The sequence below is a fragment of the Niallia sp. FSL W8-0951 genome (genome assembly GCF_038006525.1).
GTDB classification, from domain to species: domain Bacteria; phylum Bacillota; class Bacilli; order Bacillales; family Cytobacillaceae; genus Niallia; species Niallia circulans.
In genome coordinates, this window is the sequence record NZ_JBBOVK010000001.1 from 1,675,205 (window position 1) to 1,690,212 (window position 15,008).

The window sequence follows — 15,008 nt, forward strand, 5'->3', positions numbered from 1 at the left end:
ATGCAATTTACTTTCGATAAATTACATGTTTTATTTAGCCTTCTATTGTCCCGCCCATAAAGTAATAGTATAACCCAGTCGCTTTTGCAAACTCTAAGTTTAATTCATCTTGCATTTTCGTAAATTTTATTTGAGATTCATTGGTAAAAACCCAGTCATACTCTTCTGGATAATCTCCATTTTCTTTTTCCCATTCTAAAACTTCTCTCGTTTCTAGATTATCTTCAATCCAAGTTGTAAAGGCGTCTTCCAAATAGTCAATTAAATCTCTAACAATATAATGAAACTGTCTTTCCATTTCTCCATCTTTATTCCGTCTATAAGAATTAGAAGGTTTTCTCATGTGCCCTATTGGAGAAAAGAACGGAACGCTACTTAACTTTTCTTCCCATATAACAATTTGACCATGCTCCAAGTAATCAAATCTAATGGCGAATTGATTAGCATTTACATTTAAAACTATACCTCTAAATGAACCATTTTTATGAAAACCTGATTCTAAATCAATCTTATCTTCGTAACCATTAAAACTGTGAAACCACACATCAGCCTCCACTTGGTTTTTTGTGTGCACAATTTTCCCTGGTGTCATAACCGGCAAAACAACGTCACTATTGATAATTTCATTTGTCAACACTATGTATTTTCCATCCTCTAATTGTCGGTACTTATTTTTAAGATCAATGTGCAAATTAACACTCCTCCTATAATTTATTTTTTTAAATTAAATAGAAACGATTGAATTTTTGGTTTATTAAATTGATATAAAGTGTCAACTGACCAATACGGAGCAATGATCCTTATCCCTTCATCTTCAATATACAGACTACCATTATCATCATATTTTCGATCATAGTATTCCTCATAATCTGAACCGTGGCTATTTGCTTCTTTTGCAACAATATTCGACCATGATTCATTTGCAAACTTTTCAATATCTACAACAAACTCTTTAAACTCATCAGGTGAAAACTTGTACATAAAACATTATTCTTTTTCTTTTTTACCGTTCACATTTTCAAATATGATTGCTGATTTTCTATATTTTATAACTAATCCATTATCATAAACTTTTGACTTCATAAATTTCTCACTTCCCTATAAATGAATCTTTTTATCGTGCCACTGCTTCCATTTCAATGTCCCATAACTTCTTGAGAAATAATGAATTTTTAACTAAACCCTCGCATAACTTTTCATGTTTACTACTCCATCCAATATATACTGACTTAATTAAGTTATTAAAAAGAGTAATAAAGTTATCGCAGTCTGTTTCTAATTTAGCTTCAAACCATTCACCATACCAATATTTAATTTCTTCTAAACTTTCATTACCTTTTAATTGATCCATTGCCATTAGCAATAATTGCTTGAGATTTCTTTCTTTCCTAGTCAATCCCATTAAATATTTAGGATGAATATTTAGATTTCCATATTCCTTTGTTACTCTGTCATATTCATAAATACTTAACTCACTATAATCTAAAGCTTCATAAACTAATGCCTCTTGTCTTGGAATCATCCTACTCTTTTTTATGGGACGGTTAGTTCCATTAGTATCTACCACTAACACCTCGGTTCCATCTGATATTATAAAACAATAATCCAATTGAATTCTCTCATGGTTTTTTCTTAGATAGCCTTTTTGATATACATCGTCGAGTAGCTTAGGTGGTAAGTCATCCATATTATTTTCTATGTAATTAAAAAATTCATTACTTACCTTCAATAACGGAACTTGATCCAATAATTCAACCCAATCATCTTTTCTCCATTCATGAAAGTGACAAACATTATATCCGTTTTCTTCTCCTTCAAACCAATTTACCCAAACATCATGAAAAGTCTGGATTTTCCTCACTTTTATATCCTCCCATACTTAATTTATTTTTAATAAAACTACACATTTAACGTACCTAAGTTTCGTACTATTCATTAACTACTTTGAAGTTATCGCCTAAATTTGGCACTCTTTTTCTTCCCCAAAAACTACTCACATCTATCCAACTCATATCCTTAGCGACTCTTGTAACTGTTGCTGTATTCAATTGATTAGGCACCTCACCAAAGTTTGTTTTAAACATCACTTTGTTTCCTTTTTTGACTTCAACCATTTATTCCATCTCCTTCGCAATAGTTATCTAAGGAACTCAACATTTATACTAGTTAATTCCATATAGTAAATTTATCCACCTTAATAATTTATTTTTATTTAAATTTTATCTTTAATCTCATCATAAAGTAACCAAAATCCTTCGTCTATGTAATCTCTTGCATGATCCAAATCGCACTTAGCTGCTAATTTATCACCCTTCTCAAGATTAATTAATGTTCGTTCTAAGCTCGTGATCGTTTTTCTTAATTTCTCTTCTACCAGCAAAACCGTCTATCCTCCTTTAATAAATATTATATATTAATTGTAATTTATTTATATTTAAAACACAAGTGTTATTTTTAAATTTTCTAAAATAAAACACCACGACTTCTGCAATTGATTCGTGGTGTACTTTATGCATTTTAAGCAGTAGAGTATTTATAGTTTATTTTTGACTATAGTCTATGGTATAATTACTTACGTGATTGATATATTTCACAATTTTAGTTCATTATCGTCAAGTGCCAGCTTGACGATTTTTTCATTTTCTTTATCGTCATTTGATTCCATATGATTAATAACTATTCCAATAATTTCAGCTAGAGAAAACTTATGTAGTTTTCCATCACTTGTCCACATTTGTAAATCTGCTCTCACTATGTCATCTTTATTGAGTAACTCTAAAACTTCTTCAACCTTTAATTTAGCTTCATGCACAAATCCAATTTCCATCTTCCCGACAGTTGTTATAGTGCTCATAAGTCTCCCCCATTGTGCTTTTCGTTGTTTATTCCTATCTATTTTCGATCCCCCTCCCAATAGGAACATTTGTTCTATTTATTAGTATACTATTTCTAGCGTTCATAATCAATTAATTTATTCGTCATAAAGAACTATATCTAACTATTAATACAAATATTTCTATGCTATACTGAGTTGGTACTATTTTCATATACGGGAGGCATTTCCCAATGAACCAAAATGATATTTTTGGAAAATGCCTACTTGAAGATTTACTACGTAAAGAAAGGATGACTAAGACTGATCTTGCTGTCAAAACTGGTATTGATAAAGCACAAATCAGTAAGTACATCTCAAAAGATAGAGCAATGTCATTAGCTACAGCAAGAATAATTTCGAGAGCTCTTAACTGTAAAATTGATGACTTATACGAGTGGAATATTTAAGTAGGCTAGGGCGTTAGTAAGTTTTGCATTACTTTCGCTCTAGTCCGTTGTTGTCTATATAGACAACAAAAGTTCATATAGTACTAAAAGAAGTATTCCATATACCCATTTTACAACAGCAATAAACATTTGTCTTTGTCTTTTATTGTCGAATTGAATGAATGTTTGTCGAACATATTGACAATTCAGATATTTTTTGGTCAAAGATACCAATTATTTCACTATAATTAATTGGTATCTTTTTTATGAATGACAAATAGCCCATTAAAGGGCTACTTATGCTTCAACTTCAACTTCTATATCATATAATTCTTCTATATTGTCTGCGTTCAGCCATTTGCGCAAATGAGATAAATTAATAGCGCGTTTTCCTGCACTATACCTACTTGTATTGTAATTTTCTCCAATAATTCTTTGCTGCTCTTTAGTTAGTATTCCTGAGTCTTTTGACATGAGGTATCCTTGATAGATCATTCCGGATCTGTTTAATCCAACTGGCGTTAATTTAATATCGTAGTCATTAACTTCGCTAACGAATCTAGTTAATAAAGTTGGATAACTTACAGGCTCATTATAGTCTTCTCTTGCCTTTTGAGATATGACAGGGCTCATTACATAATCGTTATTAACTAACACATAGTCTTTAATTCCACCATCTTCAGTTCTTCTTCTATCGATATTTGACTCAGTTAAAATTTTTAGATATTCGATTGTTTCATCACTTAATTTGATTTCAGCGCCATTTCTGTCTGATATAGTTACAGTTTTCTTTTCCCAATTAATATCTTTTTTCATTAAGTTTCTTATCTCACTCATTTGAGTGCCAAACACTCCATCAAAAATTAGCATAGTTAAAACTTTAGATTGTGTGCTTTCGTTTTTAATCATATCTAGTATTTCATCTTTAGTAAAATGAATTCTATTGTTTGGATCAATAAATTTTTTTATCCATTGTTTATCGTTTACATAAGGTTTGATTACGTTATCGTTATTATCTCGATACGCTTTTTCTCCTACTGCCCAAGTAAGGTACTTATTTATCCAATTGACATATTGTTTTCCCATATCATAATTAAGTGGATTTGCATTGTAGAGTGCTTTTTCAACCTCAATCAAACTAAAATTAAATAAATCTTTTTTAAGTATATGTTCAATATAACCAGTTTTTGCAAAAAAGTATCTAACTGTGTTCGCACTACCTCCTTCATAATTATTTTCTTTGATAAATTGCTCTTTGATTTCTGGGTTATATATTTGATCCAAAGTTTGCATATCATTTCTCCCCAATATTAACTTTTATATTAAATTATCTATTAATTTCTCCATATTTTCTATGCTGTTTTTAACATTTAGTTTAGAATCCACTATTTCGAATTCTTTCCAAATATCATCGTCTTTTCTGAAGTCCACTACTTCCAAAATATCTAAGACTTCATATGCTTTCATTTGTTTATTCATCATTCTACTAGCTAAAATAATGAATCCCACATACATTATTTCTTCATTTAACATACTATTTTCTTTGTTTTTACTATCTGTTTCTTCAATCAGTATATTAAAAAATTCTTTTAAATAATCCGCTACCCTATATCTATCTCCAGTTCTCTCTAAATTAAAGAAGTTTTGGATTGTATTTCTCAAAGTTGAATATTTAACAACTTCATTTAAATTTTTATTTAATTCTTTACCTCTTCCGACTTTTTCATCTAATAGAGATTCTTTTAAAAATTTATTTAAAACTTCGTCGCCTAATCCAGAGTTCATCATTTCAAGTCTTCGCTCATCTGAAATAGGAGTAGCTAAAGAATGTTGCCCTACCATTTCTTTTGCTTTATCGTCTGGATAGTTAGTTAATAAAATCGTAAATATAACTTCAGCATTCTTATCCTCAGAATATGCCATTTCAGATCCTTTTGTACGGTGGTATCCGTCTGCTATATCTAAAATAGTTCCAGGCATTACAGTTAAAGTTCTTTCTGCTGGGTCATACTTTAATTCGTTCATTCCATCATCTGCCGAAAAAACTGCAGCATTGATAATCAACTGACTTGGGTATTGTTTCCCCTTTATAATATTATTCTTAATTTGCAATACACTTTCAGGAATTACTGTTATCTCTTCAACAATTCTGCCATTTATATTTTTCTTTTGCGATTCACGTTGAATGTTAAAATTATAATGAAGTTTTCTTGAATTAGATAATCTAGCAATTTCTCTTGAGCTTAATTCAAAGTTAAATGTGTCATGATCAATCATATTTACATTTTTGAAAGTATAAGGGAACTCAATTTCTTCATCTAATTCACTAGTTCCTCTATATTGCCTTGCTCTTTTCATCTCATATTCAGAAAAGTATTTCGAAGGTTTGATGTTCTCTTCCGACGTTTCAATAAACAACTGTTCTGCTAATAAAAGTAATTCAACTTCTTTCATATTAGGTATCTCAACGTCTGGATTGTTAATTGTTTCTTGAATATTTAATAAATCGTACTTTTGCAAACCAGTTTTAATACTTTGGATAGTTTTTCTTTTTCTTTTAATTTTTTTATTTTTAATTACAGATATCAAATTTTCTTTTAATTCATGTATATTTGTAGACACATTTATCACCACTTATTCTCCTTAATATATCATTATTTTAAGTTTATTATATTTAATCAATAGTGTAAACCTTTAACATGTATTATTAGCAGTTAATTTACTTACTTTATACCATCTTCTCAATCTTTTTGTTCAATAAGTACCTTTCAGTCTCACTTAAACTCTCAATGACTTTAATTAATATTTCATGCTCAACTTTTTTATATAGTTCAGAATCAATGTCACTAATGGAACTTATTGCCCCCAAAGAATTAGAAGTTGTTTCTCCTAAATATAACGATGTGACTTTAGAGTCTGAATGTCCTAAAGCTCTTTGAACTGATACTATATCTCCGCCACTTGCCTTATATCTAAAAGTTCCACCAGCTTTACGAATAGAGTGAAACACAATATTTCTATTTGATTCTATATTTGTTTGTTGTTTGAACCTTTTAATCATATCATGAATCATACTGTTACTTATTCCATTAAACACTAAGTCTGAATCACTTTTGATGTCTAATAGCTCATTATAAAACTTCTCAGATATATCATGCCTGAATTCTTTGTTTCCTTTATCTATTCCCTTTACTATTACATGATTCTCTTTGACTTCAAAATCTGACCATTTGAGTTTTAGAATTGCTTCTTTTCTTATACATGTATCTAAAGCTAGAAGAATTAACAGTCTTTTTTCTTTGGGTTTATGCTTTTCAGTCAAGGCTAATTCTGCCCATTTCAATACTTCATCAAGTGTCAAAATACCATACGAATTTCTTTTCTCTGGTAATGTAGTAATTTCGCTGAAATAAGATAAATCATCATCAATTAACTTTTTAACTTTTAGATATTTTAACAAACTTTTAACTGCAGATACTTTCCCATTAATTGTTTTATTGCTGTATATCTCATTTTTCTGATGATAATTTATAAAATCTTCAAAATCATCAATTGTTAAATTCACATCATCTCTAGTTAAATATTTGACATCTTTGTTTTTTATAAACTGAAAGAATATCCTAATGTCAGTTTCATAAGACTTTCTAGTTCCAACACTCTTTTGTTCTTTCTTGATAAGAAAACGTTCAATCTGATCATAAACTAAATCACTATTTAATATAATCACTTGATTATTTCTTTCAGCTAACATTTACTCTTCCTCCTCTCAATGCTTCATTCTTCTTAGATTTCAGTTCTTTTATTAAATTATATAGAAAATCTATATTCTTTTGAGTTAGTTTGATGTTACCATTTGAATTACCTCTGATAACCCATTCCCCAAAATCCCCCTGAGTTAAGTCTACATCAGCACTTCTCATTATTATCTCTCCTTTAGATTATTAACAATTTATTTATATTATAAACTTATGTAATTACATTCACACAGTAATTTAATTATATTTTATCAAAGATACTTATTATTGTCTATAAAATAATTGGTATCTTTTACATGTTTCTATCTATTGACAACAAAATCTTATTAACCCATTAAATTCCTATGATACCTCTTAAACACCAATGATAACTTAATTACATTCCCTTATACTTATATACGAGGTGTTTTTATATGTATGTTTCTCCAATGTTATTACACAAATCAGAGCAACCTTTCAATGATTCTTCATATATTACTGAACTAAAATTTGATGGCATTAGACTTACACTTTCTAAGTTCAATGGTATTACTAAATTATATACTCGTCATAAAAATGAAGTAACTTCAAAGTTTCCTGAATTACTCAATTTAAACATCCCAGACAACATTGTCCTGGATGGTGAGGTGATAGTTACTAATTCTCAAGGTAAGCCAGATTTCGAAGCTATGATGGAAAAATTCATGTCTAGAAGGTCAGAATCTATAATTTCATATGTAGTATTCGATGTTATCTATTATAAAAATGAGAAAGTTACTAATCGCAGCTTACTTGAACGTAAAGAAATTCTTAATCAGATAATTAAAGTAGACACTCCTCTGCTAACTAAAACTAAATGGATAGAAAGTAATGGCATAGCTTACTTTGATTTAATTAAGCAGCAAGGGTTAGAAGGTATTGTACTGAAAAAATCTAATTCAACATATCAGATCGATAAACGTTCATACGATTGGTTGAAAGTTATAAATTATCAGTATGAAACAGTTAAGATTAGCGGATTAAGAAAAGATAAATTTGGAGTGTTACTTAGTTTTGAGGATGGGAAATACGCAGGAATATTAGAATTCATGCCTCCATCTGAACGTTCAAAGTTATATAGAATTCAGAAGGAATTGAAGATTAGAGAAGATGATAAGTTTATTTATTTATATCCTCAATTAAACCTAACTGTAAAATATAGAAACTTAACTAAAAAAGGACTATTGAGAATACCCTCTTTTCATAAATGGGCTTCTTGATAGTCCTTTAAAACTATGATTTTAACATATCTTCATCACTAATTTTGCTTACTAGTATATAAATAAGACCATCCTGATAAATGGTCTTATTCAACTTTATCTAATGTTAAATGTCCAATAACTCAAATTCCGCTTCGCCTGTATTCATTTCTTCTAATAAATCTTCTATTATGTCATTATAAGGAACAATTTTCGACTTAAAATCGTCTATATCCAGTTTCAAATTACATTCGGTATTGATTTTATCAATATTATTAAATAGATAATTTGCAATATCAACCTCATTTCCCTCAATTGAAAATAAAAGATTATCTTGATAATACCCTTTAAAGTTAAAGCGATATTCACTTCCATACCATTTGTTTTTAAATTTGCTGTATATTACAGTTCCACTATCATCTTCCTCGCATATATAAAATGTAACTTTATTAGCATTAACAGGAAATTTTGATGTATTGTATTCTAGATAGTGCTCAACTGCTTCATCAATTCCTTCAAAGTCATTCTCAATAATTTCGATGTTTTCTTCACCATTTACCAAATGGGTTACTTTTTCCACTTTAAAATTTTCCACTTGATCGCCTCCATATTTTTATCTTTATCATAGCAAAAAAACATGTGGACAACAGCGTCTATTTTTAAATTATAAGTTTTAATGTAATTAGAAGCAGTAATATCTATTCTTTCTCACCATATTAATTCCGTATTTCTGCTCAACTTCTTCGATATCAACATCATCTTGGTAGTGCATTCCGTATATTTTATCTAAATCAATTTTACCTTCATAATATTTAACTACATCCTCTATATAAGAATGTACTGGATTAGGAATCAGTGAAATATCATGGAACAACGCTGCAGTTGAATCATCGATAACCCCATCGAATTGAGCAACCTCATGCTTAGCTATATCACTTGTAAACACAATATTATTACTTCCTAATTCATTTATCTTCAATCCCATAGAGAGCATTCCTTGTGAATGTAAATTGTCCGTTTTCACCATTTCAACAGCATATGTTCTACCTATCATAAATTCATCTTCAACATACTGAATGTTAAAATAATCTTGAATAGACAAGCCATCAGTACATAAACCATATGAAAGAATATTGCTCAAACCTTGTAGCAAATCTGATCTCACCCATAAATTCGGCTTATGATTATAAATCCACTTGCATCGCTGCGCAAATTCTTCGAGTCCTCCAACATGGTCAGAATGTAAATGAGTAATTACCATATCTGTAATATCGGACTCTTTATATCCGGATTCATTTAAACTATATCTAAGCGTAGTTCCAGCATCTAGTAACAACTTCCTATCTCCTAATTCAAACACATAGTTATTGTGGTAGTGCTTTGTAAATGCTCCACCGGTACCAAGGGCTTTTATCTTAATCATCTTAATTCCTCCTAAACTGAATTTAGAAAAACTTTTTCCCTGTTAATCTTTCTGCTTGTTTGTTTATTTGATACCTCGCTATTTTCTCACCTAATTTCCTCGGCATAATCTTTTCGAAATTTAGATATGTATATTGACTCGTGATATTAGTATGATGTACACCTTTTGTCCAAACTTCCATTGATATTCTGCTAATAAAATTTCCTATATATAACGATATATCCAGTCTTTTATTGCCTCCAAACTCAATACTATAATGTTTAACATTATCTCTCAAGTTTTCTCCTCCTTGTCTTTTCTACACTTAATCATCTTCAATGACTCCTTAACAGTCTTTTCAAATTGTTTTATGTAATTTAATTTATTTCTATGTATATCTTTGAGTATATTCATGGCTTTTCATCTCCAATAATGAAAACTCCTCGCTCAAACATTTCCTTAATAGCCTTTAATTCATTGTAACGACCTAATTTATTTGTCATCCCACCACCAAAGTCTCTAAGTATTTCGTGATCTAAAGCCGCCATTCTTTTTTCAGCCCATACTATAAACTCATCAGCATTTGCTAATTTCACTTCTTAATTTCACCTCTTACCTTTTTATTTCTATTAAACTCACCTAAGGCTAATCCGAAGGCGAAAAATGTAGCCATCAATAGAATTGAACTTATATACATCATTTCTCTTTCGTTGTTAATGTAACTATAAGAATTCATTAAAATAGCTAATGCAGTCCATACTCCAACACAGAAACCTTTAAACAACGCCTTCACCTTCTTGAAATTTATTTTTATTAAAAACATTCATTTATTCTAAGTTATCTTTAACAGCTTCCCACAAAGCATCTACTAACTCATTACCCGTGTACTCAACTTCGTAACAAGTTACAAACCACTCATTAAAACCTTTATGTATACTTACATAATCTAACCAATCAATCATTTTACCAACGTCCATTTTCCTGTGATGATAATTAGCCCAATCATCTCTAGGTGCTATGTCATTAAACATTGAGTAAAACTGTTCTTCTGTGACTTCTTTTGCTTGTTTTGGAGTAACATGATATTTCATTGTTTCACCTTATTCAACGTACTTTGAGCAATCGCACCATAAAGTGTATTTTTATGTTCAGCAATTTGATTTAATCCATCTTTAAGTATGTTATATTGCTTCTTCAACTCCATTGCCATTTGATAAATACCTTCTGGTTTAGCAATAGCATACTCATGGACACCTGGTGGAAACTCAATATCACTTAAATCTTCTCTAATTTTAATTAACCAATCAGATTCTTCTTTTCTACATTTATACTCCATTTGAAGTTCTCTAATGTCTCTATCAAACTCTTTCATTGTTATGTTACGCCAACCTTTTGCTTTACGATTTATAATATTATCCAAATGACTCACTTTCTCACCTCATCTAGTGCTTTTTGCGCTGTATCGGCATAAGGAGTACCTGTTTCTTTTGCAATCTCCTCTAGAGCAGCGCTTAATAATTTATTTTCATTTTCTAACTGTGTAAGTCTTTCAATCACTGAAACGCTTATTGATTTCCCCCACATTTTCGATACATCTTGATCCATTTTTTCATTCTCCTAACCTATTAAAATTACTTTTTTATCTGTTTTCTATTATCAAAACCAATTGCTACTTTCCAGATAAACAACGCAGGGATAGTGCCTCCTAAATTCGACATCCAAACTGGAGTGCGCTTATACTTTTCACCCGAATGCCATTTAGTTTCTGAGACAGCCACAATCCACGACTTTCCTAAGAATCTAAAGGCATATGCTTTTACATTTCCTTCTGACCCTTTAATTAATTTTGTAATCACGCTAACCACCTCTCTTTAATCTTCTTTCCAATCAACTTCCCATCCCAATGAACCAATATCACATTCTATACTAGGTACGAATATTTGACCTCTTTCGTCCCAATCCGATTTGGTAATTTAACTTCATTTCGATGTTACAATTTGGATAGATATGTTTTTCTTCCACTAAATTCCCCCTATTTCAAATTTTCTAGTACATGAGTGCTTCCATCCATTAGAAGTTAATTCTCTATATACCCCTTCCCAATTGTCTTCTTCCTCTGAAATAACATTAGTCTCTATTTTACAAGAATCAGTTATTTTTACTAAGACATGTACAGTCAAATTCTCTATCCTCCTTTAAAATCGGTCTTTTATTTTATATATCAATAAATAAACCATCATCATTCATTCTTTTTAATTCTTCCTCGTATTCTTTCCATTTTTGATTATCGCACTCTTCAGAGCAAATGGCTGTTTCGAAAGATAAACTGATCTTATATGTAAACTTCTCACAATTCCAACATTTCCTTAATTCCGATCCATCAATAAGCATACCTAGACACCCTTTTCTTATAATCTATTTATGTATTAAAAGTTACTTTTTAATGAAAGTCGCAACAATCTTTATCAGCTTTCAATACAATTTCTTCAATTCTCTTATTTAGTTTACTCTCATATTCAGTTATGAATGATGTATACTCATTTCGATATTTATCTATAACTTGAGAATTTATTAAATCATAATAAACCACTAAACCATTCTCATCCATAAAATAGAAGTATTCATCTCCTAGTAGGTGATTCGTAAACTTTATCTCGTAGTTATCAAATTTAATTAAGATATCATCCATTTCTTCTTTTGAAAACCTATTTAAACTCATTTCCTAACCTCCTAATTCCTAGTATTAGGATCATTTTATCTTCAATTTATTTTTATTAATTTAGAAGTGAGATATCAATCTCACTCTTCAACTAAGATTGATATCGACTACCTCTTCTAAATCCACTTTGATTTTTCCCTCTTCGTTGGTAATATGCAATTTTTTCGTAATATTATCGAATTTATTGATGTAGCAACGAAATTCTTGTATCTTACCGTGTTTAAACACCTCAATACACACAGGCGTATAATCTTCTATTGCAATTTGCAAAACATTGTTTATCTCTTCAAGTTTTTGCTCATCAACAATCGGCTTAGTTATTTTCGTTTTACTTCTGTTATATTGATTAAACTGTTCTACATGTTCAGGTAGCATCATTCTACTCGATTCCCATCTTAAATTTGCACCTTTAGTCAATTTACTAGCCATGATAATTACCACCCTTTTTTACTTATAATGTCCGCCTATTTTCTTCGCTCTTTCAGTTGCTTGCCCTGCTTTAGTTAGTGAAGATGCTCGAAAAAGAGCAGTTCTTCCATACTTATTCCAAACTTTATCTATTGCAATATTTAGATTTTCTTTTGGCAAATAATCATTAAATAAGTCAATCTGATACTCTTCATCTTGTTGTAGATTTGTTATTGATACTCCGACACTTCTAATAGGTCGTCTATCCCAGTTATCCAAGAATAGTTTATATACACCGTTGAAGATATCTAAATCATAATTAGTCGGAAAGGTTAATGTCATCTGTCTATAAAATCCTGTTGGGAAATCAAAATCAGCACCTCTTATGCTACAAGTTATTGTCGTTCCTAAATATCCTTTAGCTCTACACCTTCTAGCAACTTCGGTACTTAATTCCAAAAGTATTATTTTAATTTCATCAGCCGTTTCATAGTCTCTTGGCAAAGTCATATGATGCCCTATTGCTTTTTGCTTAGAATGTGTTGTCACTTTAACTGGAGAATAATCTATCCCATTTGCCGTTTGCCATAATACTTCTCCGTTTATTCCCCATCTCTTCTTTAGTATCTCTAAAGGAAAATTAGCTAGTGTTCCGATTTTAAAAATACCCATTCCTTGCAAATGCTTCTCCATTCTACTTCCTACACCAAACATTTTTCCGATAGGAAGTTCCCATAGCATATGTAAATTGTCTTCCCTAATTTCAAATATTCCTTCTGGATTCTTTTTGGCGAAGTTATCACAAGCAAGTTTAGCTAAAATTTTATTTTTTCCAATTCCAATCCTTGCTCTAACTCCTGTTTCATTAAAAATAGATTCTTGTACCAATTTTGCTATTTCATATCGAGATCCAAACAGTTTTTGACTACCTGTAACATCCATAAATTGCTCGTCAATTGAAAATGGTTCGATCATATCCGTGTATCTTTCCATAATGCTACTGATTACAATTGATACATCAATGTATCTTTGCATATGAGGTTTTACAACCACTACTTCAGGACACTTTTTTATCGCTTCTCCTAATGGCTCAGCAGTTTTAATTCCAAATTTTTTTGCTAACGGACATGCTGCTAAGATTATCCCACTTCTTTTTTTCGGATCACCGGCTACAACTAACGGTTTATCCTTATATTGATTATTAGTAACTTTTTCTACTGTCGCATAAAATGATTCCATATCTACAAGGAATATCACTTTTTCTTTCATGCTTTTGTCTCCTTAAAGAACATTTGTTCTTCTTATTATATACGAATATACGTTCGATATTCAATAAAATAATTATTCCTAAATATCCCTTTTGGAAACCGTGAAAAAGTAACCTTTCTTATATTGACAAACATATGATTTAATTTAATTTCAATTTATATCCCCATATTTTTCTTTGTATAATTCAAGCTCTTTCCTAATTTTGTTAGCTAGTGTTTTCAGCCTTTCTATAGTTACTTCTCTTTCAACAATCATCTTATCCCTATGAGAAATTTGTGCTTTTAAGCTTTTAATTTCACTTCTATTCCACTCTTCTGTATCATGCCTATTTTGTTTTGTAAGTAGTACCTTATCTGCAGTTACATCTGCAATCTCATCAATTTGTTCTTTGCTCAAAGTAACATTAAAATTTAATCCTTTCATAGTTCCTCATCTCCTTCACTTTAAAACTGGTACTTTAATTTAAATTTCTTTCACAAGGATATAGTCATTTCTATTATTCTGTAATTTTAATTCCCATCTATATTTCCCTAATATATTTAAACAATCAATCAGATTCATTCCAAAATCGAAATTAGTAACCTTTCCTTTTTCATCAAGAAACCTATAAACTGTGCCGTATTCTTTATGAACTATTCCTTCTAAAACGCCGTATTTATATTTCATGAATTATCCTCCATAATATAATGTACTGTTACGATACCTTCCCTTTTCAATAACATCAGAAATCTGAGTTAACGTCCCGTATAGAAACTCATTTTCTCTTTTTAAATATGCTACTTCCGCTATCAATCTCTTCATCTTACTTTCAGCATAACAAGCTACAGCGTAAGGACTTGCAATAGAATCCTCCATCCCATGACCTTCTGCTTCCATGTCTGATTCATCAAATAAATCTCTGATATCTGCTAATTTATCTATAATAATTTCATGTTCACTTTGAAACGACATATGAACTCCTCCTCATCAACTTATAT

28 protein-coding genes are annotated in these 15,008 nt (G+C 30.4%); 2 read left to right on the plus strand and 26 right to left on the minus strand.

The window, feature by feature from the left end; all coding sequences use genetic code 11:
• Positions 1-34: 34 nt before the first annotated feature.
• The 6 genes from NSS71_RS08185 to NSS71_RS08210 form a co-directional block, all read right to left on the minus strand.
• On the minus strand, positions 35-691 hold the full coding sequence (locus NSS71_RS08185; protein ID WP_341151471.1) for a hypothetical protein: 657 nt from the start codon (positions 689-691) through the stop codon (positions 35-37).
• Between the two features lie 20 nt (positions 692-711).
• Positions 712-981 (minus strand): hypothetical protein, encoded by a 270-nt coding sequence (locus NSS71_RS08190; RefSeq protein WP_341151472.1) that lies wholly within the window; start codon positions 979-981, stop codon positions 712-714.
• Between the two features lie 133 nt (positions 982-1,114).
• The gene (locus NSS71_RS08195; protein WP_095328677.1) at positions 1,115-1,852 is read right to left on the minus strand and encodes a DUF3603 family protein; all 738 of its coding nucleotides are present in this window, start codon (positions 1,850-1,852) and stop codon (positions 1,115-1,117) included.
• A 76-nt stretch (positions 1,853-1,928) separates the two neighbouring features.
• Positions 1,929-2,114, minus strand: coding sequence for a hypothetical protein (locus NSS71_RS08200; RefSeq protein ID WP_341151473.1), 186 nt, complete (start codon positions 2,112-2,114; stop codon positions 1,929-1,931).
• A gap of 98 nt (positions 2,115-2,212) precedes the next feature.
• Positions 2,213-2,380, minus strand: a complete 168-nt coding sequence (locus NSS71_RS08205; protein ID WP_341151474.1) for a hypothetical protein — start codon at positions 2,378-2,380, stop codon at positions 2,213-2,215.
• A 210-nt stretch (positions 2,381-2,590) separates the two neighbouring features.
• On the minus strand, positions 2,591-2,854 hold the full coding sequence (locus tag NSS71_RS08210) for a hypothetical protein (RefSeq protein WP_341151475.1): 264 nt from the start codon (positions 2,852-2,854) through the stop codon (positions 2,591-2,593).
• A 212-nt stretch (positions 2,855-3,066) separates the two neighbouring features.
• Here NSS71_RS08210 and NSS71_RS08215 point away from each other — a divergent pair, with 212 nt between their 5' ends.
• Positions 3,067-3,282: a helix-turn-helix domain-containing protein gene (locus NSS71_RS08215; protein WP_095328652.1), complete on the plus strand. Its 216-nt coding sequence runs from the start codon at positions 3,067-3,069 to the stop codon at positions 3,280-3,282.
• 276 nt (positions 3,283-3,558) lie between these two features.
• Here the strand turns inward: NSS71_RS08215 and NSS71_RS08220 are convergent, their stop codons facing one another.
• The 4 genes from NSS71_RS08220 to NSS71_RS08235 form a co-directional block, all read right to left on the minus strand.
• On the minus strand, positions 3,559-4,554 hold the full coding sequence (locus NSS71_RS08220; protein WP_095328651.1) for a phage lytic cycle repressor MrpR family protein: 996 nt from the start codon (positions 4,552-4,554) through the stop codon (positions 3,559-3,561).
• Positions 4,555-4,578: 24 nt separating this feature from the next.
• Positions 4,579-5,892 (minus strand): hypothetical protein, encoded by a 1,314-nt coding sequence (locus tag NSS71_RS08225; RefSeq protein WP_341151476.1) that lies wholly within the window; start codon positions 5,890-5,892, stop codon positions 4,579-4,581.
• Positions 5,893-5,989: 97 nt separating this feature from the next.
• Positions 5,990-7,012, minus strand: coding sequence for a tyrosine-type recombinase/integrase (locus tag NSS71_RS08230; RefSeq protein ID WP_341151477.1), 1,023 nt, complete (start codon positions 7,010-7,012; stop codon positions 5,990-5,992).
• Complete coding sequence (locus tag NSS71_RS08235; protein ID WP_341151478.1) at positions 7,002-7,181, minus strand: hypothetical protein; 180 nt, start codon at positions 7,179-7,181, stop codon at positions 7,002-7,004. Before NSS71_RS08235 ends, NSS71_RS08230 begins: the two co-directional genes overlap by 11 nt.
• Positions 7,182-7,429: 248 nt before the next feature.
• Here NSS71_RS08235 and NSS71_RS08240 point away from each other — a divergent pair, with 248 nt between their 5' ends.
• On the plus strand, positions 7,430-8,254 hold the full coding sequence (locus tag NSS71_RS08240; RefSeq protein WP_341151479.1) for an ATP-dependent DNA ligase: 825 nt from the start codon (positions 7,430-7,432) through the stop codon (positions 8,252-8,254).
• Between the two features lie 106 nt (positions 8,255-8,360).
• On the opposite strand, the gene NSS71_RS08245 is transcribed toward NSS71_RS08240, so the two are convergent.
• The 16 genes from NSS71_RS08245 to NSS71_RS08320 form a co-directional block, all read right to left on the minus strand.
• The gene (locus NSS71_RS08245; RefSeq protein WP_341151480.1) at positions 8,361-8,828 is read right to left on the minus strand and encodes a hypothetical protein; all 468 of its coding nucleotides are present in this window, start codon (positions 8,826-8,828) and stop codon (positions 8,361-8,363) included.
• 87 nt (positions 8,829-8,915) lie between these two features.
• On the minus strand, positions 8,916-9,656 hold the full coding sequence (locus NSS71_RS08250; RefSeq protein WP_341151481.1) for an MBL fold metallo-hydrolase: 741 nt from the start codon (positions 9,654-9,656) through the stop codon (positions 8,916-8,918).
• Positions 9,657-9,678: 22 nt separating this feature from the next.
• Complete coding sequence (locus NSS71_RS08255) at positions 9,679-9,933, minus strand: hypothetical protein (RefSeq protein ID WP_341151482.1); 255 nt, start codon at positions 9,931-9,933, stop codon at positions 9,679-9,681.
• 112 nt (positions 9,934-10,045) lie between these two features.
• Positions 10,046-10,231, minus strand: a complete 186-nt coding sequence (locus NSS71_RS08260) for a hypothetical protein (RefSeq protein ID WP_341151483.1) — start codon at positions 10,229-10,231, stop codon at positions 10,046-10,048.
• Between the two features lie 231 nt (positions 10,232-10,462).
• Complete coding sequence (locus NSS71_RS08265) at positions 10,463-10,726, minus strand: hypothetical protein (protein ID WP_341151484.1); 264 nt, start codon at positions 10,724-10,726, stop codon at positions 10,463-10,465.
• The gene (locus tag NSS71_RS08270; RefSeq protein WP_341151485.1) at positions 10,723-11,064 is read right to left on the minus strand and encodes a hypothetical protein; all 342 of its coding nucleotides are present in this window, start codon (positions 11,062-11,064) and stop codon (positions 10,723-10,725) included. Before NSS71_RS08270 ends, NSS71_RS08265 begins: the two co-directional genes overlap by 4 nt.
• Positions 11,061-11,240 (minus strand): hypothetical protein, encoded by a 180-nt coding sequence (locus NSS71_RS08275; protein ID WP_341151486.1) that lies wholly within the window; start codon positions 11,238-11,240, stop codon positions 11,061-11,063. Before NSS71_RS08275 ends, NSS71_RS08270 begins: the two co-directional genes overlap by 4 nt.
• A 26-nt stretch (positions 11,241-11,266) precedes the next feature.
• The gene (locus NSS71_RS08280) at positions 11,267-11,491 is read right to left on the minus strand and encodes a hypothetical protein (RefSeq protein WP_341151487.1); all 225 of its coding nucleotides are present in this window, start codon (positions 11,489-11,491) and stop codon (positions 11,267-11,269) included.
• A 165-nt stretch (positions 11,492-11,656) separates the two neighbouring features.
• A complete protein-coding gene (locus NSS71_RS08285; RefSeq protein ID WP_341151488.1) occupies positions 11,657-11,815 on the minus strand; it encodes a hypothetical protein in 159 nt (52 codons plus the stop codon).
• Positions 11,816-11,849: 34 nt separating this feature from the next.
• Positions 11,850-12,026 carry a hypothetical protein gene (locus NSS71_RS08290; RefSeq protein ID WP_341151489.1) on the minus strand — a complete coding sequence of 59 codons (177 nt, stop codon included), beginning with the start codon at positions 12,024-12,026 and terminating at the stop codon, positions 11,850-11,852.
• Positions 12,027-12,075: 49 nt separating this feature from the next.
• On the minus strand, positions 12,076-12,354 hold the full coding sequence (locus NSS71_RS08295) for a hypothetical protein (protein WP_341151490.1): 279 nt from the start codon (positions 12,352-12,354) through the stop codon (positions 12,076-12,078).
• 87 nt (positions 12,355-12,441) lie between these two features.
• Positions 12,442-12,783 carry a YolD-like family protein gene (locus NSS71_RS08300; RefSeq protein WP_341151491.1) on the minus strand — a complete coding sequence of 114 codons (342 nt, stop codon included), beginning with the start codon at positions 12,781-12,783 and terminating at the stop codon, positions 12,442-12,444.
• Positions 12,784-12,801: 18 nt separating this feature from the next.
• Positions 12,802-14,031 (minus strand): DNA polymerase IV, encoded by a 1,230-nt coding sequence (locus NSS71_RS08305; protein WP_341151492.1) that lies wholly within the window; start codon positions 14,029-14,031, stop codon positions 12,802-12,804.
• A 150-nt stretch (positions 14,032-14,181) separates the two neighbouring features.
• The gene (locus tag NSS71_RS08310) at positions 14,182-14,454 is read right to left on the minus strand and encodes a hypothetical protein (protein WP_341151493.1); all 273 of its coding nucleotides are present in this window, start codon (positions 14,452-14,454) and stop codon (positions 14,182-14,184) included.
• 39 nt (positions 14,455-14,493) lie between these two features.
• Complete coding sequence (locus NSS71_RS08315) at positions 14,494-14,697, minus strand: hypothetical protein (RefSeq protein WP_341151494.1); 204 nt, start codon at positions 14,695-14,697, stop codon at positions 14,494-14,496.
• A 3-nt stretch (positions 14,698-14,700) separates the two neighbouring features.
• Complete coding sequence (locus NSS71_RS08320) at positions 14,701-14,982, minus strand: hypothetical protein (RefSeq protein WP_341151495.1); 282 nt, start codon at positions 14,980-14,982, stop codon at positions 14,701-14,703.
• Positions 14,983-15,008 lie beyond the last annotated feature (26 nt).